The sequence below is a fragment of the Megasphaera paucivorans genome (assembly GCF_900103535.1).
Classification (GTDB): Bacteria; Bacillota; Negativicutes; order Veillonellales; family Megasphaeraceae; genus Megasphaera_A; species Megasphaera_A paucivorans.
This window is the reverse complement of sequence record NZ_FNHQ01000015.1, coordinates 46,384-70,659: the sequence shown is the minus strand read 5'-3', so window position 1 is coordinate 70,659 and position 24,276 is coordinate 46,384. Positions and strand designations below refer to the sequence as shown.

Here is a 24,276-nt window from a genome sequence, read left to right as displayed (position 1 = left end):
GCATGCGGATTTCGTCGTCGCATATTCTGAATAAACGTTATCTCTTGAGACGTGTGTTGATTGGGATGATGGTGAGGGCGTCTGGATCGGGGCTGTAACGATGCCGGGGTCCCATCATAGCGCCATTGCAAGCGATAGATAAACTGGCGATTCGTACGATATTTTATAGCAGCAATAGTCACACCATATTTTCTGGCGTAGGAAAGAATAGATAGACGATACTTTACATCTTGTGTTATGCTGTTCATGAGAGGACTCCCTTTCTGTTATGGTTTTGCGTAGTAACTTAAGCATAACACAAAAAGGTGTTCTCTCTTTTCTGTTTTTGTAACATATCTATGGTAAACCTACAATTCCAACAATAGCATATAGTCATACATATTGACTTTGTTTATACGTAGTGGCTATAATTGATAAGAAACTTTAATTATTATTAAGTATTTAGAATAAAACTGGAATAAAAGGAGCAATTTTTTTATGTTTAAAACGCTGTACCGTATGATGATCGGCAAACCATTGGATAGTCACGAAGCAGAAGGAGAACGAATTCCTAAATGGAAAGCACTGCCGATTTTTTCTTCTGATGCGTTATCCTCTGTGGGATATGGTCCTGAACAAATTGCGCTGGTCTTGGCAGCGGTACCGGCTTTGGGATTGTACTCTTACTTCGGGGCTGTTGTGATTGCGATTATTATATTATTAGGCGTTGTGGCACTATCTTATTCACAGGTTATCAAGGCTAATCCGGGCGGTGGCGGATCGTATGCCATTGCCATGAAATATCTGGGAGTGTATCCTGCTTTGACAGCAGGAGCCGCCTTGTTTTCTGATTATATTCTTACTGTAGCTGTTTCCATTTGTTCCGGAACAGCAGCGTTGACCAGTGCGTTTCCTATACTAGCTCCCTATCATATATACGTTGATTTATTTGTACTTGTGGGTGTGTTGATGATTTTCAATCTGCGTGGAGTAAAGGAAGCCTCAACAGCGTTTGTTTGGCCTACGTATATCTTTCTTGCAGCTATGTTTACAACTATTTTAGGAGGACTTTATCAAGTTTTTATTGTGGGTGTTATGCCGCAGGAAGCAGTAGTCCAATCTTCAGAACCTTTGACGGGAGTTACTGTGTTATTATTGCTTAGAGCGTTTGCCAATGGGTGCAGTTCTATGACCGGAGTGGAAGCGATTGCCGATGGAGTACCCCTTTTTAAAGCCCCGCAGGAACGCAATGCCATGATCACGACAGGGATCATGGCTTGTATTTTGGCTTGTATGCTGGGGGGAATCGGCTATCTTTTTATTTATTTCCATCTTCTTCCCATAGAAGGAGTAACCCTAATGTCTGTGCTTGTTGAAGAAGTTTTTGGACGCGGCGTTATGTTTTATTTTATTCAGCTGGCTACGATGGTTATTTTATATTTAGCGGCGAATACGGCATTTAATGGATTGCCGCCGTTATTGTCTTTTATGGCGCGTGATGGGTACGTACCTCGTTATTTAGGAGATCGCGGCGAACGGCTGAGTTTTTCTAATGGCATTGTATTGCTGACACTGGCGGCGGCAATTTTGATTGTTGTTTTTGAAGGCAGTGTGGAACATTTGATTTCTTTATACGCAGTCGGCGTTTTCTTATCATTTACGATAGCGCAGTCGGCGATGGTAATGCACTGGAAGACCAGCAAAGAAAAAAATTGGTGGATCTATGTCTGCATCAACGGCTTGGGTGCTGTTGTTACGGCGTGTGTTGTTATTATTGTCCTTATTACAAAATTTATATATGGAGCCTGGATCGTATGTCTTTTAATCCCAGCGTTAGTATATATGTATCTCAAGATACATCATCATTATGAAAATGTGCGGGAACAATTGCTGCTGACACCGGAAGCATATCAAACATATATGAAGGTAGAAGCAGGACGAAATCTTATTATTATTCCCGTTGCTTCTCCGACCCAAGCCGTCGCTAAGGCTATTTACTATGCAAAAGCCACATTGGGGCCCGATGATAAAATATACGCGGTTCATGTCTGTACGGATGAAATTAAAGGGGAAAAGGTAAAACAGCTGTGGCAGCGTTTGGAACCTTCTATAGAGATGGTTCTCATTCCTTCTCCGTATCGGCAACTGTCCTCGCCTTTGGTTACTTTTATTCGACGCCTGCGCAAAGCGAAAAGTCCAAATGATGTGATTACCGTGCTTATACCGGAATTTGAAACAAAAAAAATATGGCATCGTCTGCTTCATAACCAGAGCGGTATGATATTACGTGCCAGAATGTTGAATTATGTTGATGTAGTTGTTGTCACCGTTCCTTTTAAATTTACAAAATGATAGGGTTAGACTTGTATTGACGATCTTATGGAAAAGAGCTGTAACGAGGATATTCGTTACAGCTCTTTTGGCTATTTCATTTTGAATCAATAAAAGACAAGTTGTACAGTATAGCCGGTTATTGCATTCTCTTATTTTTTTACATTGAGTGAGGCGTTGACGCTTCCTTCCTTGAAGAAAGGAAGGGGTGGGTGATCGGAAGTGCTTAGCGGTTCCCGGATACTTTCAAAAGTGGTAGCCAGCATAAGTTTTAACCGATTGGTTTGGTTAACGGAACTGGCGCCCGGGTCATAATCAATAGCCACAATACCCGTTTCAGGAAAAGCTGCTTTTAACGTTTTGATCATTCCTTTTCCGGTTACGTGGTTTGGCAGGCAGGCGAATGGTTGCAGACAAACGATATTTTTTGCACCGCGTTTGATCAAATCAATCATATCTCCGGTTAAAAACCAGCCTTCACCGGCTTCATGGCCAAGAGATAAATATTCCTTCGCATCATTGGCGATTTCATATATAGAAGTAATAGGATCAAAGTGCCGGCTTTTTTCTACAGCCTCTTTATAAGGCTTGCGGTACCAATTCAAGATACGTACAGCTGTTTTGCTGGCAGTTGATGATAACCAGCTTCCTGATAAGTATTTGTGGCGGAACTGATTATCGAGAAGCCCGTAGTAAAAGAAATCAGCTAATCCAGATACGATGATTTCACCGCCTTCTTCTTCTATCATACGGACGATGTGATTATTAGCAATAGGGTGGAACTTTACATAAATTTCACCGACTAAACCAATACGCGGTTTTTTTTCATCGCACATGGGAATGGCATCGAATTCAGAAATCATGTTTCTTATATTTTTTTTGAAGGTTGAAAAATCAGCTTTTTCCAAATCAACAGAACATTTTTCCTGCCATTTTTTTAGCAGTGTTTCGGCAGTCCCTTTGACTTTTTCATACGGACGTGTACGGTATAGGACTTGCTGCAGTGCGTCTCCATAAATCATTCCCATTACCAGACGATGCCAGAAACCCATATGCGGATTGAAGCCCGGCTGTTTGTTCAATCCCTTGGTGTTCAGGGAAATAATGGGAATATTGGGGAGATTGGCATCCGCTAATGCTTTGCGAAGCATGCCGATATAGTTAGTTGCACGGCAGCAGCCGCCTGTCTGGGAAATAATGACAGAAGTATGATTCAGATCATATGTACCGGATTGCAATGCCGTAATAATTTGCCCCAAGGACATGATCGCTGGATAACAGGCATCGTTATGAATATAAGCCAGTCCCGTATCAATGGCTTTTTGACCTTGATGAGGAAGAATTTCCATTCGATATCCTTCATGAGCAAAAGCGGCTTTAAATAAAGGGAAGTGAATCGGTGTCATTTCCGGAGCCAAGATAACGTCCTGAAGTTTATCTTCTTTGGTAAATATTGTTTTTTTATAACTATACGGAGTAACTTCTGCTGTCGGTGGTTTCCGATGATTCATGACAAACAGTAAAGAACGCAGTCGGATGCGAATAGCTCCTAAATTGGAACCTTCATCAATTTTTAACAAGGTGTGGATTTTGTGACCGCAGGCAAGAATCTCTTGAACTTGATCGGCAACGATAGCATCTAAACCGCAGCCAAAAGAATTGAGCTCTACAAGTTCCAGGTTCTTCTTCTGCGCAACATACTGGGCTGCCCGATACAGACGGGAATGATAAGACCATTGATCGACGACGCGCAATGCTCCGTCAAATTTACCTAAGGGGGCAATACCATCTTCCGTAAGCACTGCCAGTCCCAGGCTGTTGATCAGTTCAGGGATGCCGTGATTGATTTCCGGGTCCACATGATAGGGACGGCCGCATAATACAATGGCACGTTGTCCTTTTCTTTCCAATGCAGCCAATGTTTTTTTAGTCAGATCGTAATACTGTTGTTTATACGCATCTTCTTCAGCCCAAGCAGCTTCTGTCGCTTGGCGTATTTCTTTCTTGCCAATATTCCAAATTTTTAATTCCGCCTGCAAACGGGGGATAAGGCGCTTTTTATCATGTAAGGGCAAAAACGGACATAAATAAGGCGTATTTGTAATAGATAAGCGTTCCGCCATATTATTGCGTATCACTTCAGGATAACTCATCACCATGGGGCAGTTAAACGTGTTGTTTTTACTGCCTTCGTCAGGACCGTTTTGAATACAAGGATAGAAAATGCGGTCTACATGTTGTTCCAGTAAATCTTCAATATGACCGTGTACTAATTTAGCAGGATAGCAAGCGGAATCAGAAGGAATCGTGTCCATCGATTTTTCAAAGAGTGCTTTGGAAGATCTGTCTGATAGGACGACGCGGTAACCTAATTTAGTGAAAAAAGTAAACCAGAATGGGTAATCTTCATACATATTAAGCACTCGCGGAATGCCGATAGTACCGCGCGGGGCCTGTTCCAATGGAGTATAATGATTAAACAGGCGATTATATTTAAAAGCATACATATTCGGCAGAGGGTCATGATGTTTTGCGGTACCGCCAGCTCCGCGTTCACAGCGATTTCCTGTAATATAGGCATGCCCGTCGTTGAATGTATTTACAGTCAGCAGGCAATTGTTGGTACATTTTCCGCAGTGACGGATTGACGTCGCCACGCTGAGTTTATTTAAATTTTGTTTGCTGAGCAAGGTGGAGGATATCGGGTGCTTGTGCCAAGTGTTTTTTGAAATCAAAGCCATGCCGAAGGCTCCCATCAATCCGGCGATAACCGGGCGTATGACGGTGCGGCCTAGTAATTTTTCAAAAGCCCGCAGTACGGCATCATTATAGAAGGTACCGCCTTGGACAACAATATGATTTCCCAATTTACCGGGATCCTTGACCTTAATTACTTTATACAGTGCATTTTTAATTACCGAATAGGAAAGTCCGGCAGAAATGTCTGATAGCGTAGCTCCTTCTTTTTGTGCTTGTTTCACTTTGGAATTCATGAAAACCGTGCAGCGGGAGCCGAGGTCGATTGGGTGCTTGGCTTCCAATGCCGCTTTGGAAAAGTCTTCGATAGACAGATTCAAGGATTTGGCGAACGTGTCCAAAAAAGAACCGCAGCCGGAGGAACAGGCCTCATTTAACAGAATATCTTCAATATGTCCATCTTTTAATTTCGTACATTTCATATCTTGTCCGCCGATGTCCAGAATGAAATCGACGTCAGGACAAAAATGAGCCGCTGCTTGATAATGGGCAATTGTTTCTACCTCTCCTAAGTCAATGCGCAGTGCTTCTTTCAGCAGTGCTTCCCCGTATCCGGTAATACCAGAATAGGCAATATACGCGCTGGCAGGAAGCCGGTCGTAAATTTGGGAGACGATTTTTTTGGCAGCTTTCAGCGGACTGCCTTCATTATTTTGGTAATGGGTATAAAGAATTTCATTATTTTCACTTAATAACACGGCTTTGATTGTTGTGGATCCGGCATCTATGCCGAGATAACAAGGGCCGGTGTAACCCTGAAGCGGCGCCTGCGGAACCGTGTGTTCACTGTGACGTTTTTTGAATTCTGATAATTCATTAGATGAAGCAAACAATGGGTCAATACGATCTGATTTAGCTAAAGAGGATTCATCGACACCTTTTAACTGCCCCATCAGATTCATAAAAGAGACAGGCTTTTCTTGAAAACTGCCTAACGCAGCCCCTATGGCGACATATACTTGTGCATTGTCGGGAGCAATAACTTGATTTTCCTTTAGATTTAATGTTTTTGCGAACTGTAGACGCAGCCGCGGCAGGAACGTTAACGGACCTCCGAGAAAGCAGACAGTGCCGCGGATGGGACGTCCGCAGGCCAAGCCTGTGATCGTCTGCAGAACAATAGATTGAAATACAGAAGCGGCAACATTTTCTTTGCTGGCCCCATCATTCATCAGTGCCTGCACATCCGTTTTGGCAAATACTCCGCAGCGGGCAGCAATGGGGTATAAAGTATCGGCATGTTCCGCCAAGGTATTCAAACCGGCAGCGTCCGTATGCAGCAAGGTTGCCATCTGATCAATGAAAGCCCCTGTACCGCCGGCACAGTTGCCGTTCATACGGTGTTCGTTGCCGCCTGTTAAATACGTAATTTTGGCGTCTTCACCGCCAAGTTCGATAATGACATCCGATTGGGGGTAATATGTCCGGACGGCCTTTGTACCGGCAATAACTTCCTGTACAAAAGCAATATGTAGATAATCGGCAAGAGCGATACCGCCTGAACCGGTTATAGCGATTGTTATTTGTCTGTCCCCGAATATTTCATAAGCATTTTGCAGTAAATCCCATACTTTTTGGCGTATGTCCGTATAATGGCGTACGTAGCAGGCATGCAAGCAATGCTTGTTTTCATCCAGAACAGCAATTTTTACTGTTGTAGATCCAATATCGATACCAATATGTAAAATATTTTGCATGTGATTCACCTGTCGGCTAAAATACCGGCCTTTCTATAATCTCGGATACAAGCTTGATCATGTCGTATATCCTGGCTTTATTTTATCTATATTGTAACATATTGTAGCAAAACTGTAACGGTTATTATTTAAAGAAAAACAAAGAAAAATGTAGGAGCGTATACTAAACATACTTTATTGCTGATTTACGCAATAAAAAAAGCGGCAAAATTATAAAAAAACATGCAGGATCGGCAGCTGCCATCAATAAATGTGAAAAAAAATGACTGTTTCCTATGATAACAATTGACTTTTGATAGGTGAAAACATAAAATGAGAATATCTATTTGCATATATAAAGGCAAATGGAGTTTTGGATTGTCTTTTTGCCTGATGTAAAGGCAGAGACAAAATTCTTAATTATCTATGAGGAGGAGAAGTCATGTTAGAAAAATTGTTTGCCCTAAGCGAACGAAAAACGACAGTCAGGACCGAAATATTGGCTGGATTGACAACGTTTATGACGATGGCCTATATTTTGTTTCTGGCACCATCTCTGCTTAGCCTCGGCGGCATGGACAAAGATGCAGTACTTATTGCGACCGCTTTGGCTGGCGGGTTGGTCACGATTGCTATGGGGGTATTTGTTAACTATCCTATTTGTTTGGCTCCTGGCGTTGGCATGCTGGCATTTTATTCGTTTACAGTTGTTATTGGTATGGGCATTCCTTGGCAGACGGCGTTGGGCGCAGTATTTATTTCCGGTGTTGTATTTTTGATTTTGACGGTGACCAGCGTTCGGCAGATGATCGTAGAAGGCATTCCAACTTCCATGAAAAATGCGATTACTGTCGGTATTGGCCTGTTTATTACAATTATTGGCTTGAAATTATCAGGATTGATGGCGATTCGCTTATCTCTTACGCCAGGTTCTTTGGAACAAGTGGGAATGACGCATGGAAATTTTGTTCCCGGAGCGGAGGAAACGATTCTGGAATTAGGTACATTAAATAATCCGGAACACCTGCTTGCATTGTTTGGACTCGTATTTACTGCGCTGCTTATTGCCCGTAAAATTCCCGGGTCAATGCTTATTGGCATTTTTGGGACTTCTTTAGTGGGGTATGTAACGGGAATTTGTCATCTCCCGGATAATTTTTCTCTCATGGCAATCCCTGATTTCAGCCGTGCCGCATTTTTTCAATTAAATATTGGCGATGCGTTTAACATGGGATTGGTAACGATTATTTTTACTTTTACTTTTGTTGAATTATTTGATTCGATGGGAACTATGATAGGAACGGCGACGAAGGCTGGCATTCTGGATCCGGAATCCGGTAAATTCCCCGGCTTGAGCCGTGCATTTTTTACAGACGCGTGTGGTGTTAGTATCGGTGCCTTGCTCGGGACCAGTACGGTAACGGCATTTGTAGAAAGTGCCGCGGGTGTTGGAGCAGGCGGACGGACTGGCTTAACTGCCGTAACGTGTGGCATCTGTTTCCTGCTGTCTCTGTTCTTTTCTCCTTTTATGATGTTGATTCCTGAAGCAGCGACATCTCCTATTCTGGTTATTGTGGGCGTTTTTATGATGGAACAAATACATACGATCGACTTCTCTGATTTTACGGAAGGGTTTCCGGCGTTTATGGTCATTGTTCTTATGCCGTTTACTTATAATATTGCCAATGGCGTATCAGCCGGTCTTATCTTGTATCCTCTGTTGAAGATTCTTACGGGCAGAGGGAAGGAACTGCACTGGATCATGTACGTTTTAGCCGCAGTTGTTATAGCCAGATATGTTTTTCTTAACTGATTCTTTATTTGCAGACATCTCCCATGAACGGTATGGGGGATGTTTTTTTTATGAGTAATGTGGTACACTATACACGACGTATTTAAAAATTATATATAAGTAATGCAGGAGGACCCATACATGAAACAATATGTAACAGAACATCAATCCCCGTACCTTGATTTATCGGCCGAAGTATCGGAAGTTTTATATAAGGGAAAATCGGAGTTTCAGGATATCGAAGTTGTCGAATCTAAGGAATTTGGCAGAATGCTTGTCCTTGACGGCGTATTCCAGACGTCGATTAAAGATGAATTTATGTACCATGAAATGATTGCGCATATACCGCTGTTTCTTCATCCCAATCCTAAAAACGTATTAATTATCGGGGGCGGTGATGGCGGAGCTGCCAGAGAAGTTGTCCGGCATCCGGAAGTGGAAAAGGTGACAATGGTGGATATTGATGGTAAGGTCATAGAACTTTCCAAAAAATATTTTCCGGAAATAGCAAAGGCCATGTTGGAAAACAATCCTAAATTGACTGTAAAGGTCGGAGATGGCATCGGTTTTATGGCGCAGGCAGAAGCGTATTATGATGTCATTATTGTAGACTGCTCTGATCCCATAGGCCCGGGAGAAGGTCTATTTACCTATGAGTTTTATAAAAATACCTATAAAGCGTTAAAACCGGATGGTCTGTTTGTACAACAGACAGAATCTCCGTTTATGCACCAGCCTCTTATTCAGAAAATATGGAAATCTGTTTCTGAAATATTCCCTATTACTCGTTTATATACCACGTTTATTCCTCTCTATCCGAGTGGAATGCATTGCTTTACTATAGGATCCAAGAAATATGATCCATTGACTTGGAAACCGAATCGCGCGCAGACCTTTAAAACACGGTATTATAATGAAGGAATTCAGCGGAGTGCGTTTGTTTTGCCGAATTTCGTTAAAGAATTATTATATGGAGAAGAAAAATAATTTACAGTGGATGTACGGAAGGGCAATATAGGCCGGATATAGGCTGGATAACATAAAAAAGTACGCTGCAGAAAGATTATTTATATTCAAATGTAATAATTATTAAATTATCTATTGACGAGATTTTTAAGTAATGGTAAAATGTTATACGTTACCGGTTCTTGCGGGTAGGCAAAAATTGGTAGCGTATGATTATGGCGGGTATGGTGAAGTGGTTAACACGGCGGATTGTGGCTCCGTTACGCTAGGGTTCGAGTCCCTATACTCGCCCCAATAGGGGTATAGCCAAGTGGTAAGGCACCGGACTTTGACTCCGCTATGCGCTGGTTCGAATCCAGCTACCCCTGCCAAGCATGATCCACTAGCTCAGTCGGTAGAGCACCTGACTTTTAATCAGGGTGTCCCGAGTTCGAATCTCGGGTGGATCACCAAAGGAAAGCCTTTCGGAATAGTATTCCGAAAGGCTTTTTTAAAATGATTTTACCGGGTAAGGAGGGCGAAAAGAATGTTTTATTTTGCTATCGTTATTTTTATGATAACATATCTGGGGATTGTGACGGAGAAAATTCCTCGTACATACGCAGCTCTTGCCGGAGGCATGGTCATGATTTTTGCCGGATATGTGACACAAGAGGATGCAATCCGGCATTATATTGATTTTAATACATTAGGATTATTAGCTGGAATGATGGCGATGATCGGAGTTATCCGCCAAAGCGGCGTATTTGAGGCAATGGCGATTTGGGCAGTGAAGATAACACGAGGGCGCCCAAAAATCTTATTAGCCCTGCTGTCAGTTATTACGGCCGTAACTTCCTCGTTGTTTGATGCAGTTACAGCGGTGTTGCTGTTGGCGCCTATGTGCATTTCGCTGGCCCGCCGGCTTGAAATAGAACCGTATCCGTTTTTGATCATGGGTATTTTAATTTCTAATATTGGCGGTACGGCACTGATGGTCGGTAATCCGCCGAATGTAATGATCGGCAGTGCAACGGGACTCTCTTTCAATGCTTTTTTTTATAATTTGGCGCCTTGTGTTGTTTTGACTATGGTGAGTATTGTTCCCATCCTTATATATATGTATAGAAATGAGTTGAACGTTAAGCGGCCCATGTCGCCGCGAAGCTTGCAGGCGCTGCATCCTGGCAGCGAAATCAAGGATATGCGCCTGTTGAAGCAATCGGCTGTTGTGATGACGCTGACTATTCTCGGTTTTATTTTTCATCATCACCTGGGGCTGGAATCAGCGGCCATCGCTATGGCCGGTGCTACGGTGCTGCTTATTATAACGAAAACCGATGTAAAAAAAGCGATGTCTTTTATTCATTGGGAAACATTATTTTTCTTTCTTGGATTATTTATTTTAGTGGGAGGAATTGAAGAGGCAGGCGTGATTAGTGCACTGGCACAGCATGTGCTGACATTGACAGACGGAGATTTATTTCTTTCTTCCGGATTACTTATCTGGCTGGCAGCCATGGCTTCGGCATTTGTAGATAACATTCCTTTTACGGCAACGATGATCCCTTTGATTTCACACATGCAGCAGATCATGGGTAGCCAGACGGATTTTTTGTGGTGGTCGCTGGCCTTGGGAGCTTGCTTCGGCGGCAATGGAACTATTATCGGAGCTTCACCGAATCTGCTTATTGTAGCCATGGCAGAGAAGGAAGGCTATTCTATTAGTTTTTTAAAATATATGAAAGTAGGATTTCCGTTGACGGTGTTGTCGGTAGCAATAGCCCATCTGTATGTCATGGTGCGTTATTTTATGTTTTGAAAAATGGCAATAGAAAGCTTAGGATGCAGGATGGGAAAAAACGTGACCGGTTATTTTTTGACATATGGAAAAATCTGCAGCTCGGTTTATATAGACTGCAGATTTTTTTTGTATTGTTTTTGAATTATTGTTTCTTTTCTTGGATATATGTACTACAATAATAGTGTTTTAAAAACAGAATTGACGAAATATATTAGAGGGGGAAATGGCGTGAAGCATTTGAAGATAGCATATACCGATGCTGCCGCTGCGTACTTTGATGTTTTTGGCAGACGCAAAATAGTGAAAGTAGCGGAAACCAATTTTACAGATACAGCAGCGGTTGTTCTGATGCAGCAGGACAAAGCCTATATCGATAAAATAAAAGCTACTTGCTTCGGAATTCCTGTTTTTGTATTAGTAACGGATATGGCAGCGATAGAAAAGAGTGAAGGGGTATATGAGGTCTGTCTCGATGATTCCTTTGATAAGATTGCGTTGAGCAAAGAACTGGAACGTGCGGCGGCAAGTTACGAAAACACCGTATTACCGCCATTTTTCGGAGAAATGGCAAAGTATGTGGATGATCGCAGCCTGTCTATGGCGACACCCGGGCATCAAGCGGGCTCTTTTTTTTGCCGAACACCAGCCGGCCGTTATTTTTATGAATATTTTGGTGAAAATATCTTCAGGGCAGATATGAGCAGCTCTGATGTCCGGATGGGCGATCTGCTGATTCACGAGGGCGTCCCTTTTGAAGCACAGCAGCATGCGGCCCGTGTTTTTAATGCGGATAAGACATATTTTGTACTGAACGGAACATCCACTTCTAATGAAATTGTAGCAACTGCGCTTTTGCGTCCCGGTGACTTGGTGCTTTTCGACCGCAATAATCATAAATCCGTATATTACGGTGCGCTTATTATGGCCGGAGCGACTCCTATATATCTGGAAACCGGGAGAAATCCATACGGATTTATCGGCGGCATTGATGATCATTGTTTGGAAGAAGAATACATTCGTTCGCTGATTCGGCAAAGAGATCCGCGGCGGGCTGATGAAAAGCGTCCGTTCCGATTGGCTGTGATCCAGCTGGGGACCTACGACGGAACTATCTATAATGCTCGTCAGATCGTAGATCGGATAGGGGCGCTTTGTGACTATATCTTATTTGATTCTGCATGGGTAGGATATGAACAGTTCATACCGATGATGAAAGAATGCAGTCCGCTCCTATTGAATTTAGGCCCGGATGATCCGGGAATTATGGTTACACAATCTGTGCATAAGCAGCTTTGTGGTTTTTCACAAGCCTCTCAAATACATAAAAAGGATAGTCATCTGCAAGGACAAAAACGATACTGTCCCCATAAACGATTTAACAATGCATTTATGATACATGCTTCGACCAGTCCATTTTATCCCTTGTTTGCTTCTCTTGATGTGAATGCCAAAATTCATGAAGGACCGGCAGGAAAACGTATTTGGCTGGATGCAGTCAAGCTGGGGATTGAAGTTCGCAAAGATATCTTTCGTGAATGTACGATGATCCACCCCTTTGTGCCGCCGGTGGTGCACGGTAAACCATGGCAGGAGGGGGATACTGAGAAAATGGCCGGTGATATTGAATATTTTCGTTTCCGAAAAGGGGCAAGCTGGCATTCGTTTGATCAGTATGGTGACAATCAGTATTTTGTCGATCCCTGCAAGATTTTGCTGTATACGCCGGGAATTAAAGAATCTTCATGGGAGTATGAAGACTTCGGAATTCCCGCTGGCATAGTCTCCCGGTTTTGCATAGAAAATGGCTTTACGCCGGAGAAAAGTGATTTATACTCCATTTTGTTTTTGCTTACACCGGCGGATTCTGCCAGCAAGATGAATACCATGATTACGTTATTAAAACGGTTTGAACGATATGTACGAATGGATATGCCGCTTAAAGCGGTATTACCTGGATTGGTTCGGCAATATCGGGAACGGTACGGACAATATACGATTCGGCAGCTTTGTCAGGAAATGCATGATTTTTCTAAACAGTGGCAGATAAATTGTGTTCAGAAAAATTTATTCCGCAGTGCCAAGCTTCCTGTATATGCCATGAATCCTCAAGAAGCAAATTGGCAACTGGTAGGCAATGAAACAGAATTAATACCACTGGAAAACGCGTTGGGCCGTATTGCTGCAGAAGGAGCCATACCGTATCCACCCGGAATCATTTGTGTTGCACCGGGAGAACGCTGGAGCGAGACGGCACAACGGTATTTTCGATATTGGCAGGAGGCCATCAACCGCTTTCCGGGGTTTGAGCCGGAAATTCACGGGGTGTACTTTGAACAGGAAATGGGAGAAACGACGAAGAGGGCTTTTACGCAAGTAGTGCTTGAAAAATAAATTTTGTATATTTTTTTTGTACTAGCAGGAATTATATTACTCAGTAGAGAATATAACTAGTAAATAGGTGATTGAGGAAGACAGGAGGGATTATTATGAAAAAGTACCAAAATATTATTGTTCCTACAGATGGGTCTGTAAATTCCAAGCGTGCACTGGAACATGCGGTTATCATCGCATCGGCTGTAGGTGCTACGATTACATTGGTCTATGTGGCAAACATCGTATCTGTTATTTCCAACTTTGACCAAATTCCTAATGCCAACGGATATGTAACAGAACAAGTTGCCTTGGATATGGAAGAAGATGGAAAGAAGGTTCTGGATGACTTTGCAAAAGCGATTCCCCAGGAAGTTAGCGTTAAAAGTGTGTTTGAAGTAGGATCCCCAGGACCGGCAATCTTATCGGTGGCTAAAAAATATAATGCCGATCTTATTGTTATGGGCAGCCGTGGTTTGGGACCCCTCAAAGGATTATTTATGGGCAGCGTAAGCAGTTATGTAGTTACTCATTCTGTATGCCCGGCATTAATTGTAAAATAATTCATGTGAGTACTGAAAGCCTTGTTTCCGTTATAGGAAAACAAGGCTTTTTTTGTATTGGTATATCGCGCAGAGCGGATAGAAAAGAAATTAAAATACACGATAAATTAAAAATAGATAAAACATTCTCCGCTTTCTAAAAAAAAAGACAATTACCCTGGTTCGGAAGATGGATTTAATAGAATATATAGGTAGTGAAGAATATGGCAAACGTAAATTTTATGATATACTATGATAGATAGAAATGAATAAGAAAAACGATACTAATTGGTATATAAAATCTTAAGTAATGAGATTTTGCCCGGGAGGCAATATAAAGATGGCAGCTGATAATAAAAAAAATAAATTTGAAATAGCGGACACACAAGGCCGGATACGTTTTTTTTCGCTGTATATGCTACTTGCCGTTATAGGTATATCTGTGGCTGGCATAGCCGGTATTTGGGGAGCGGCATTTACATGGTATCACATACCGATATGGGCGAAAATGACCATTGCACTGGTGATTTTATTTATATCACAAGTAGGCGTAGGGATGGCTATGTTTCAAGAGCGCCAGGGTACTTGGATAGGCGAAGGAGTGGCATTGGTTCATTGTGCAGCCGTATTTATTTCTGTGACGTTATTGGAAACGACCTTTTATACTGGCAGCAGTTCTTATTTTTATATGTGGGTCTGTGCGGTGCTTATTTTGCCAGGCGCGTATTTGCTGCGCTCGGCGGCTTCGATTATCGCGTATGCCGGTGTTGTATTGTATTGGGCCTTTATGACGGGAGTTTCTTATTCTCCCGGCGGCTGCGTCATGATGTGGATTTTGCTGGCCTTAGCCGGACCTTTTTATATGCTGCTTCGAGATCATCACGATGAAGTACGGTTAGCAATATTCTCGTGGGCAGGTACGATCGCAGTGTTCCTTGCCTTTGGCATTGCCGCCGGAGAGGCACCGTATATTCCGTTTTTGCTTTTTTCTGCACTGGCCGGAGTTGTTTTGCTGATGGGGTACGCAATTGATAGTCGCAAAGCATGGGGAGTTCCATTCCGCTGGCTGGGGCGTCTGGCTGCTGTCGGGGCCCTGCTTGTTTCTTGCCTGCCGGCAGCCTGGGACAGTGTTATTCGTGTGGCGGGATTTCAATGGATGAATATAGCTGTTACAGTTTTATTACTGTTTTTTGGTGCAGCTATATATGGGAAAGCGTTAAAAAGAAAGCTTTGGTCGCCGGCTTTATATGCTCTGATTCCTCTATTGATAGGAGCAGAAACTGTTTTAATACGAAACGGCATTGCTTTTTCCGTGCCTATTTTTGTTTCTTCGATTTATATTTTCTTTTTGGGCATGTTTGAAGTATTTCAAGGTGTCCGCTTTGGCAAAGCCCATCATTTGCGGTGGGGACTGACCATATTTATCTTTATAGGTGCCGCTGTGTTGATGGGAAGTCATGTATCCCCGTTTGCCATGGTTATTTCCTTTATTGTTATTTGTGCAGCTGGGTGGCAGCTGCAACGCTTTTTTCGCAAAAAGAAAGTATCATTTTTTCAACAAGCTCGTCAGAAAAGACATGCTAAAAAAGATCATACGGTCACATCCGTTCGGCAAGGAATCAATAAAAAGAGAAGAAATCATCCTGTTGATTCACCCTATAAAAGTAATGCTGCCGATATCACAGAACAGCAGGAGGCACTACCCGGCTGGATGACGGATGCGGTGAACCGCGAATCGGCAGCACTGCCTCATACAGAAACCGTATCACCCAAAGAACCGGCAGTATCTACCTTTGTGGCACCTGTTTTTCATGGACCCGATCAAATTCCGCTGCCTGATAAAAAGATATTTGCAGAAATAAAAAAAGAAGCGAAAGAAAATAAGATGAAACAAACAAAAAAACGCAGCGAATCTGTAAAAACAAAACCGGTGACAACTTCTCCGTGGGGGACGCCGGCTTCCGTCAAGCGTAAAAAACAATTTACACAGTCGCCGTGGTCAAAGGAAGGAGAATCTAAAAAATGAAGGTCATGAATTTTAGAATATCTCCGGATAGTAAATACAGGTGGGTGCTTTTTATTTTTCTTGTCATAGCGCAATTCAGTGTTTGCGGATATATAGCTTGGCGCTGGCATAATATTCAGGTCGATGGCATTCCGTATCAGTGGAAATGCATTCCGCGTTTGGAACAATCTGCCTTCGGTACGGATTATATCCGTGTAGTTTTTCCTGAGGATACGACAAAATGGCTGGATGATACGGAACCGCGGCTTCATGAAACTATTTATGTGTATATTTCACGTGATGATAAAGGGGTAATACAAATTAATGGCGCCTCTGCACATAAACCGCCTGTAGGCGAAGATTATATGAACGCCTCTGTCGTGGGGTATGGTGATAGTATTGTACAGTTCTTGGTTGGGTTTGATCGGTACCGCATTGATCCGGCAAAAGCGGATGGTATTTATGATATCGGTGTATCGGACAGCGTTATTGCCAGTATTCGCATGAAAAAGGGAGAAGGCGTTATTGAAGGTATCTTTGTTAATGGAATGCCCTTGGAATTTTGCGGCAGTGAAGCGGAAAAAACAGCAGAATCATTGGCGGGAAAGGCTGCCGGCAAGCCTGCAGCAAGCGTTAAAACTCATATTTTGGGATCTGCCATGGTTCCGCCGAAGCAGCAGAACGTGGAATGAAAAACATATAAGATAAATAAAAAGGAGGGAATTATGAAAGGGTATTGGAAATTAGGATGTACCGTTCTGCTCATCACGGCGTTTATGCTGTTGTCAGGATTTAGAGCACAGACGATCATTCATGATGACGGCAGTGAGACGCAGGATGTTTTGAAAGTATCCAGCACCACTGCCGGGCAAAAAAAGCTGCGTGCCGATGCAGATGAATTTCAAAAACGGAATTATACTATCATGGATTATAGCAACAATAATGGAGAAGGCTTTCGTGCTATGCGTACGATTACTAAAGACGGCGCGAATAAAAGCTCGGTAGACCATATTGTTCATAAAACGCATGACGGACTTATTTGTTCCACTTATTATATCGATTATCAATATAATCCGGATAGTATAAAGTCGCTTCGTATGGGCATACCCATGGAAGAAAATAATGCCGACTTGGAATATATTGTCTCGTTTCCATCGGGAACACAAGTTGTCAGCAATAGTACGAAGAGTGATAATCAGGGAAGTACCTATTTATGGAGCTTGAAGAATTCTCACCCGCAGGCAATCAAGCTGCAGGCGACAGTGTGGCATAAACTGGCTATTTATGTAGCATTGATGCTGGTTATTGCGGTAGTTATCCTCGTTTTGCTGATCGAACACCGGCGGCGCAATGTTATTAGCTGGAAGCGTGCCGCTCAAATGCGCCGTATGGAAATGATGCTTTTGTTTATTCCTATTTTTATTTTGGGATATATGGGATATGAATACTTTGTTGGTACGCATATCACCGCAGATACGTTGGCAAAAGTGTCACAGCAGCAGCAAGAAGAATTACTTGAAAACAGGGAAGAAGACCGACGCCTCCATGATGCCGAACTTCGTAAAAATGACAGTAAAATTATACATATCAAGGATAAAATGCTGGAAATATCGGCCTCCTTGCGCGATTTAAATCGTGGATATCAATCGGGGCAATACAGTAAGACAGCAGCTAAGGCAGAAGCACAGAAATTGACTTCACAGGCGAAGGATCTGCTGGATAACAGCGGGGATCTGTCACAAGCTGATAAAGATGTTTTGCGGCAGTTAGTGAATCGTGTTATTCAGGAAGCGGAAGATATAGGCAATGGACAGACGGTGATACAGACGCCGATCCAAAAACGCAGCGTATCGGAAGAACAGAAACGAGCCGATGATTTGTCTTCCAGCGGTACACTGAGTGATACTGCCGGCAATTCTGCATCCTCAGATACTGCAGGCACATCGGATAGTACTGCCAGCGGTTCTGATAATTCTGATAATTCAGGACAGTCGGCATCGACGGCAGGTAATTCTGGAAGCGGACCGGCTTCAAAAGCATCGGCGGGAAGTGGAAAAACGACAAAAGGAAGCAAGTAATGGATATATTTAGCATATTCTTATTTGCGAACATGAAAAAAAATGGTATGCTATATATAGCAGTGGGACATAGCAGATAGTTTTCCATTACCAATATTAATAAGTCAGGAGGGTATGATATATGCATTGTGTTGAAGAAATTAAAAATGGTATCTATTGGATGGGGTGCAACGATTTTAGGACTGAAATGTTTGAACATATTTTTCCGTTGCCTTTCGGTATTTCCTATAATTCATATTTCATTGATGATGAAAAGACGGCAGTACTGGATGCGATGGATAAAAGTGTCCGTGATGAATTTTTAGAGGATATTGAATATTTGCTGAAAGGGCGTACGCTTGATTATTTCTTTTTAAATCATATGGAACCCGACCATGCTGGTTCTATTTTGGCGTTAGTGGAAAAGTATCCGAATGTAAAAATCATTGGGCAGGCACAGACCTTTAAGCTATTTGAACAATTTTATCGTCATCCTATGCCGAATAATTATGTTGCAGTTAAAGAAGGCGACCAAATCAAACTGGGAAAACATGTTATTCAAATGATTAAGGCTCCTATGGTGCATTGGCCGGAAGTCATGCTGGCCTATGATGTGACGGATAAAGTGTTGTTTAGTGTAGATGCTTTCGGTATGTTTGGTACCAGCGGCAATGTATATGCTGACCAGGTTGATTTTGAAAGAGATTATATGGATGAATTCCGGCGGTACTATGTCAATATTGTTGGTAAATATGGACCGCAGGTTGTCAATGTGCTGAAAAAAATGGACGGACTTCCTATTGAAGTAGTCGCTCCGGTACATGGGTTAGTGTTCCGTACACCGGAAACGATTCAATTGATCATCCATAAATATCTCCATTGGGCTAAATATGTTCCGGAACAGAACGGGGTTGTGATTGCCTTTGCTTCTATTTATGGGAATACGGAACGGGCGGCTTGTGTGCTGGCTCATAAATTGAGTTTGCAGGGGATCAGAAATATTCATCTCTATGATGTATCCAAAGTTCATCCGTCATTTCTTACAGCCGAGGCTTGGAAATACAGTCATCTGGTGCTGGCGGCACCCACATACAACCTTAACTTGTATTTACCGATGGAAAACTTCCTGCACGATTTAAAAACATTACAGTTTCAGAATCGTAAAATTGCAGTTATAGGCTGCCATAGCTGGGCGTCGGCAGCACAAAAAACGATGATCGAATACGTAGAAAAGAAATTTAAGAATTGCGAAGTACTGGGAACGCCGCTGGATATTAGATCTTCCTTGAAGGATGAAGAAGAAGGAATTCTCGACAGTATGGCTAAAACAATTGCTAAAAGCATAGCAGAATCTCCAGACCCGGATTCTTTGGTTTAATTAAATAAAAAGCCGCCCGTGTAAAAAAGATGGGCGGCTTTTTTATATCTTGCCGCAGAGATATTTCCGGTGGTATAATGAAATCGCAGCCTATGTAAAGGAGGTTATCTGTAAGTATGATTATTAGAGATGACAGTGCTAAAGCCGGCGATCCGCACAAACAAGCCAAAGCTACAAATAACGGCGAACAGTTGCAATTTGATTTGGGTCGTCCATTAACAGAAGAAGAAAAGAAAATTTTTGAAAAACTTAAAGAAGGTTTACAAATGGGATAACCAATAAAATCAGGCTTGCTGTTTAGTTTGCCTGATTTTATTTTTTTTATATATAGATATTGCGGTGTATGTAATCAGGAGGTATCTATGAAAAAATGGATGTATGCAGTGAGTATTCTTACGATTGCAAGTACGGCGGTTATGGCGGAAGCATCATTCGATGCAGCGGTGCAGCAAAATAACAGATGGGGTGTTATTGACGGCACGAATAAAAAAATGATTCCTTTGATTTATGATCGGGCAGGACTATCATTAGAAAATGATAAAGCCGTAAGCAGGGAGGCTTTTCAGGCAGATGTTCAGAAAAATAAAGAATTGGGATTAGTAGAAGTGCAATCCCACGGTGTACGAGGTTTTTTTACACGGGAAGGGAAAGCAATTATTCCTGTATCGTATGACCGGCGCAGTTCTTGGAACGATCATACCCTGATGATACGGGTACAAGGAAAATACGGATATTATAAAAGCGACGGGACTGTTATTGCAGTGCCTCAGTACGATAGTGCGGCTGTGTTTAGTGAAGGGTTGGCAAGTGTTGGAAAACAGGGACAGTATGGATATATTGATGAACAAGGGACTATCAGTATCCCCCTGCAATATGGACAAGCTGGTTCTTTTCAACAAGGTCGGGCAGTGGTATGTAAAAATGGGAAGTGGGGAGTCATTGATAGGCAGGGAAAAGAATGTATTCCTTGCGTATATGAGGGTATCCAATCTGCGTATGAAAACGGATATATCGGGATTCAAAAAAAGGGTCTTTGGGGATTTGCGGATATAACCGGCCGTATTGCTATCGTGCCGCAATATAAAAAAATTATCAGTAATTTTCATGACGGATTTGCTGCGGCAGCGACAGATAAAGGACTTATTTTTATTAATACCCATGGGCAGGCACTGACGGAACCGGTATCAGACATATATGGACAATTTAATGAAGGACTGGCTCCGGTACGCCTGCAAAATGGGACGAAAGGCTATATAAATACAGAAGGAAAAATTGTGATCAAGGCGAACTATGATACACTCGGAAGTTTCCACAATAATCTTGCTGAATACGGAATCAAGGTGCGCACAGTTACGACCGGCGGGACGATTTCTATTTCTGTCGGCGGCAATGATCATTATGGATATCCTTCCTGGCAAGTTCCGTTATATCGCAATATCGGGGTCTACATCGGCGGAGATCCGTATTATGATGGCAGCGAACCGTATTTTGGTTATCATAATGGGGGCGGCATGAATGTGGGAATTACAACTTCTATGGGCCGAGAAGAACGGCGGGGATATATCGATACGACGGGAAAAATTATTATTGAAGCACAGCGGGATATTGTATATCCTATGACAAAAGAGGGGACCTATGTGATGGATCGCAATCGGTGGGGGTATATACGGACTGATGGTTCTTATTTGATACCGCCTGTATACAAATCATTGGAACGCAGTGCAGAGGCAGGACTCTTTCTTGCAGAAAATGAAAAGAATATATGGGGAGCGCTTTCCCTAACAGCAGGACAGCTAATGATTCCTTTCAAGTATGATGGATTGCAGCAACTGGGAACGATACTTGCATATAAGGAAGGAAAGAAATGGGGATTATTGCAGACCGATGGAACCGAACTATGCCGGCCTGTTTTTGATGAAGTCAGGGGACGGCTGCAGGATGACCGTCTTTTGGTAAGGACGGGAAAGAACTTGGCGTATGTAAATGACCATGGGACAGTTGTAATAATACTGGCTTCAACCATAAACAAAGCTGGCGATTTTTTCGGTGGGTATGCACCGATTCAATGTAAGGGAAAATGGGGAGTTATCGATGTAAATGGCAATAGTACGGTACCACCGGAATACGAAGAACTAGACGTGTTGAATTAATGAATCACCTATAGGCCGTGTTGTTCCGCGTATACGGAATAACACGGCTTATGTATTGTTGTTAATTTCCACAAAATAGAACATATGTTTGAAATACGCGAAAAAATATGATATGATAATAAAAAAAGGAGGGGATCCCTTGGACTGGGACAAGATGCAAGATAAACTAAAAATTTTGAGTGATGCTGCGAAATATGATGTATCTTGTTCATCCAGCGGCAGTACTCGTAAAAATGAAGGACGTGGTATCGGCAATGCGGCTTATTCCGGTATTTGTCACAGCTGGTCCCAAGATGGACGCTGCATATCTCTTCTTAAGATTCTTATGACGAATCGCTGTATATACGATTGTTCTTATTGTGTAAACCGCAGCAGTCATGATACACCGAGAGCCATGATGACGCCGGAAGAAATTGCCGAATTAACGATTCAGTTTTATCGTCGGAACTATATTGAAGGCTTGTTTCTTAGTTCCGGCGTATATCGGTCTCCAGATTATACGACGGAACTGCTTATTAAAGCGGCACGAATGCTGCGTGAGGAGAAACATTTTAACGGATATATCCATATGAAAGGGATTCCCGGTACAGACAGCCGTCTCATCCGCGAACTTGGCAGGTATGTGGACCGCATGAGCATTAATATAGAGCTGCCATCATCAGCTAGTCTGCAGTTATTAGCTCCGCAAAAAACGAAACAAGCGATTATGATGCCGATGCGGGAGGTAAAACAAGGCATTGCTGAGCGGCAGGAAGAAAGTCGATCCTATAAAAAACTGCCTTCTTTTGTCCCGGCCGGGCAGACAACACAGCTCATCATCGGGGCGACTCCGGATAGCGACCGCCGCATTATGGAATTAAGTGAAGCATTGTACCGAAAAGTAGGACTGAAGCGGGTATATTATTCAGCCTATGTGCCAGCTTTGAGCGGTCCCAATCTGCCGGCGCTTATTAAGCCGCCGCTGCTGCGGGAACACCGCCTGTATCAAGCCGACTGGCTGCTGCGATACTACCAGTTTTCAGCGGCAGAAATATTGACGGAACAGCAGCCTGATTTTGATTTATCCCTCGATCCCAAGGCGTGCTGGGCTCTCCGTCACATCGAATGCTTCCCGGTGGAAGTGAATAAAGCATCTTATCATATGCTGCTTCGGGTACCGGGTATCGGAGTCACTTCTGCTAAAAGGATCTGTGCCGCCCGCCGGGCAGCGTGGGTTTCATACGATACACTGCACCGCATGGGCATTGTTTTGAAGCGGGCTAAATATTTTATTACCTGTCGTGGAAAATATTATGGCGGTTCAGGTAAGCCGGAGGCAATTCACCACAGCCTTTGCCTGCATGAAAAAAACAGCCGTTACGAAGCCGGTGACTTGTTTTCGCAGGTACGCCTATGAATTATATATATGATGGCAGTTTTTTTGGATATATATCCGCTGTGTTTGATGCGTATCATGACGGTATCTGTCAGACAGGAATAATCCATGACGGAAGTCAGACGAGTCTCTTTGGGGAAGAACGGTTTGTTTGTACAGATATGGAAAAAGCCGGTAAGGTCTTGGAAAGTCTACGACAGCAGTGCGGCAGTGAAATCTGTCATTTGCTGTATTATGCGTTTTTAGCGGAACAACCGAAGCGTGAACAGCGGCTTCTGAAATTTATTCGGCAGGCTTTTCAGCAAAAGCAGGAGTTTCAACACCATTTGAGTGAGGAAACGATCTGGGAAGTACATCAATGGGCAGTAAAGACGGGGAACGAACGGCACAAATTATTAGGTCTGCTGCGCTTCCGAGAAATATCCAACGGAATGCTTTATGGAAAAATCGCACCGGATTATTGTGTTGTCCCTATTATGGCACCTCATTTTGTGCGACGGCTGCAAGGAGAAACGTGGGTCATTCACGACGCGCGGCGGAATTTTGGGGTATTTTATGATACGCGGAAACTACAAATCGTAGAGATACCAAAGATACTGCAGACGGCAGAAATAACAGAGGCAGAACACTTTTTTTCAGAACTTTGGCGGAACTATTATCGGACGATTGCGATTAAAGAACGAACCAATACAAAATTAAGACGCCAATTTATGCCTAAAAAATATTGGCCCTATCTCATCGAATTGAATGAACACGAGTAGGTGCAAGTCTATGAGACAATTAGAAACAAAAAATATTTTTCGACTATTTTTTTAAAATTATAAGGTAAAAAAATCATTTACATATATTTTTTGAAATCAAGAACGATTCGATTCCGAAATGATTAATTATTATTTTTAACATCGGTGATTTTGGCATAAGAGAGTACCTTGACTTTGCAGAACAGAAGTATTAGAATGTGGTTAATTTAAGAAGCTCGTACGGCAAAGACGCTGTTGAATTTTATTTCGACAGCGTCTTTTACTATGTCAAGGGGGACATACCCTACGGGTTTTTAAATCAAACTTGCTTTTTTTGTATACAATATGCAATAGGATTATACGTCGCTGTTACAA

General features: G+C 42.6%; 15 protein-coding genes, 3 tRNA genes and 1 pseudogene. 17 read left to right on the top strand and 2 right to left on the bottom strand.

The annotated features are described in order from the left end of the window. Positions 1-248: pseudogene (locus BLR11_RS08175) on the bottom strand (IS481 family transposase); the annotation flags it as partial. Positions 249-477: 229 nt separating this feature from the next. On the opposite strand from BLR11_RS08175, the gene BLR11_RS08170 reads away from it, so the two are divergent. Further along, positions 478-2,331, top strand: coding sequence for an APC family permease (locus tag BLR11_RS08170; protein ID WP_091650542.1), 1,854 nt, complete (start codon positions 478-480; stop codon positions 2,329-2,331). 131 nt (positions 2,332-2,462) lie between these two features. On the opposite strand, the gene BLR11_RS08165 is transcribed toward BLR11_RS08170, so the two are convergent. Continuing rightward, positions 2,463-6,764: a 2-hydroxyacyl-CoA dehydratase gene (locus BLR11_RS08165; RefSeq protein WP_091650540.1), complete on the bottom strand. Its 4,302-nt coding sequence runs from the start codon at positions 6,762-6,764 to the stop codon at positions 2,463-2,465. 421 nt (positions 6,765-7,185) lie between these two features. On the opposite strand from BLR11_RS08165, the gene BLR11_RS08160 reads away from it, so the two are divergent. The 16 genes from BLR11_RS08160 to BLR11_RS08090 all read left to right on the top strand — a co-directional run bounded on the left by BLR11_RS08160 (position 7,186) and on the right by BLR11_RS08090 (position 23,922). After that, a complete protein-coding gene (locus tag BLR11_RS08160; RefSeq protein WP_091650536.1) occupies positions 7,186-8,556 on the top strand; it encodes an NCS2 family permease in 1,371 nt (456 codons plus the stop codon). A 120-nt stretch (positions 8,557-8,676) separates the two neighbouring features. Beyond that, a complete protein-coding gene (gene speE, locus BLR11_RS08155) occupies positions 8,677-9,522 on the top strand; it encodes a polyamine aminopropyltransferase (protein WP_091650534.1) in 846 nt (281 codons plus the stop codon). A 197-nt stretch (positions 9,523-9,719) separates the two neighbouring features. Beyond that, positions 9,720-9,795, top strand: a tRNA-His gene (locus BLR11_RS08150). A 2-nt stretch (positions 9,796-9,797) separates the two neighbouring features. Next, positions 9,798-9,872 (top strand) — tRNA-Gln (locus tag BLR11_RS08145). 5 nt (positions 9,873-9,877) lie between these two features. Then, a tRNA-Lys gene (locus BLR11_RS08140) sits at positions 9,878-9,953 on the top strand. Positions 9,954-10,027: 74 nt separating this feature from the next. Further along, positions 10,028-11,302 carry an ArsB/NhaD family transporter gene (locus BLR11_RS08135; protein ID WP_091650530.1) on the top strand — a complete coding sequence of 425 codons (1,275 nt, stop codon included), beginning with the start codon at positions 10,028-10,030 and terminating at the stop codon, positions 11,300-11,302. Between the two features lie 210 nt (positions 11,303-11,512). Then, positions 11,513-13,675: an ornithine decarboxylase gene (speC, locus tag BLR11_RS08130; protein WP_281240849.1), complete on the top strand. Its 2,163-nt coding sequence runs from the start codon at positions 11,513-11,515 to the stop codon at positions 13,673-13,675. A gap of 95 nt (positions 13,676-13,770) precedes the next feature. Continuing rightward, positions 13,771-14,217, top strand: a complete 447-nt coding sequence (locus BLR11_RS08125) for a universal stress protein (protein WP_091650526.1) — start codon at positions 13,771-13,773, stop codon at positions 14,215-14,217. A 319-nt stretch (positions 14,218-14,536) separates the two neighbouring features. Beyond that, positions 14,537-16,222: a DUF2157 domain-containing protein gene (locus tag BLR11_RS08120; protein ID WP_176762920.1), complete on the top strand. Its 1,686-nt coding sequence runs from the start codon at positions 14,537-14,539 to the stop codon at positions 16,220-16,222. Further along, positions 16,219-16,893, top strand: coding sequence for a hypothetical protein (locus BLR11_RS08115; RefSeq protein WP_091650519.1), 675 nt, complete (start codon positions 16,219-16,221; stop codon positions 16,891-16,893). The genes BLR11_RS08120 and BLR11_RS08115 overlap by 4 nt, the downstream gene beginning before the upstream one ends. 33 nt (positions 16,894-16,926) lie before the next feature. Then, complete coding sequence (locus BLR11_RS08110; RefSeq protein ID WP_176762919.1) at positions 16,927-18,279, top strand: hypothetical protein; 1,353 nt, start codon at positions 16,927-16,929, stop codon at positions 18,277-18,279. Between the two features lie 121 nt (positions 18,280-18,400). Continuing rightward, the gene (locus BLR11_RS08105) at positions 18,401-19,636 is read left to right on the top strand and encodes an FprA family A-type flavoprotein (protein WP_091650514.1); all 1,236 of its coding nucleotides are present in this window, start codon (positions 18,401-18,403) and stop codon (positions 19,634-19,636) included. A 116-nt stretch (positions 19,637-19,752) separates the two neighbouring features. Further along, the gene (locus BLR11_RS14135) at positions 19,753-19,911 is read left to right on the top strand and encodes a hypothetical protein (RefSeq protein WP_176762918.1); all 159 of its coding nucleotides are present in this window, start codon (positions 19,753-19,755) and stop codon (positions 19,909-19,911) included. 87 nt (positions 19,912-19,998) lie between these two features. Next, positions 19,999-21,786 (top strand): WG repeat-containing protein, encoded by a 1,788-nt coding sequence (locus BLR11_RS08100; RefSeq protein ID WP_091650510.1) that lies wholly within the window; start codon positions 19,999-20,001, stop codon positions 21,784-21,786. Positions 21,787-21,925: 139 nt separating this feature from the next. Then, a complete protein-coding gene (locus tag BLR11_RS08095) occupies positions 21,926-23,182 on the top strand; it encodes a putative DNA modification/repair radical SAM protein (RefSeq protein ID WP_245675118.1) in 1,257 nt (418 codons plus the stop codon). Further along, the gene (locus BLR11_RS08090) at positions 23,179-23,922 is read left to right on the top strand and encodes a TIGR03915 family putative DNA repair protein (RefSeq protein ID WP_091650507.1); all 744 of its coding nucleotides are present in this window, start codon (positions 23,179-23,181) and stop codon (positions 23,920-23,922) included. The genes BLR11_RS08095 and BLR11_RS08090 overlap by 4 nt, the downstream gene beginning before the upstream one ends. Positions 23,923-24,276 lie beyond the last annotated feature (354 nt).

What these genes read in the sequence shown, in the direction of transcription:
- BLR11_RS08170 (WP_091650542.1), top strand. Translation starts at nt 478, where the DNA reads ATGTTTAAAACGCTGTACCGTATGATGATCGGCAAACCATTGGATAGT.
- BLR11_RS08165 (WP_091650540.1), bottom strand. Translation starts at nt 6,764, where the DNA reads ATGCAAAATATTTTACATATTGGTATCGATATTGGATCTACAACAGTA.
- BLR11_RS08160 (WP_091650536.1), top strand. Translation starts at nt 7,186, where the DNA reads ATGTTAGAAAAATTGTTTGCCCTAAGCGAACGAAAAACGACAGTCAGG.
- speE (WP_091650534.1), top strand. Translation starts at nt 8,677, where the DNA reads ATGAAACAATATGTAACAGAACATCAATCCCCGTACCTTGATTTATCG.
- BLR11_RS08135 (WP_091650530.1), top strand. Translation starts at nt 10,028, where the DNA reads ATGTTTTATTTTGCTATCGTTATTTTTATGATAACATATCTGGGGATT.
- BLR11_RS08125 (WP_091650526.1), top strand. Translation starts at nt 13,771, where the DNA reads ATGAAAAAGTACCAAAATATTATTGTTCCTACAGATGGGTCTGTAAAT.
- BLR11_RS08120 (WP_176762920.1), top strand. Translation starts at nt 14,537, where the DNA reads ATGGCAGCTGATAATAAAAAAAATAAATTTGAAATAGCGGACACACAA.
- BLR11_RS08115 (WP_091650519.1), top strand. Translation starts at nt 16,219, where the DNA reads ATGAAGGTCATGAATTTTAGAATATCTCCGGATAGTAAATACAGGTGG.
- BLR11_RS08110 (WP_176762919.1), top strand. Translation starts at nt 16,927, where the DNA reads ATGAAAGGGTATTGGAAATTAGGATGTACCGTTCTGCTCATCACGGCG.
- BLR11_RS08105 (WP_091650514.1), top strand. Translation starts at nt 18,401, where the DNA reads ATGCATTGTGTTGAAGAAATTAAAAATGGTATCTATTGGATGGGGTGC.
- BLR11_RS14135 (WP_176762918.1), top strand. Translation starts at nt 19,753, where the DNA reads ATGATTATTAGAGATGACAGTGCTAAAGCCGGCGATCCGCACAAACAA.
- BLR11_RS08100 (WP_091650510.1), top strand. Translation starts at nt 19,999, where the DNA reads ATGAAAAAATGGATGTATGCAGTGAGTATTCTTACGATTGCAAGTACG.
- BLR11_RS08090 (WP_091650507.1), top strand. Translation starts at nt 23,179, where the DNA reads ATGAATTATATATATGATGGCAGTTTTTTTGGATATATATCCGCTGTG.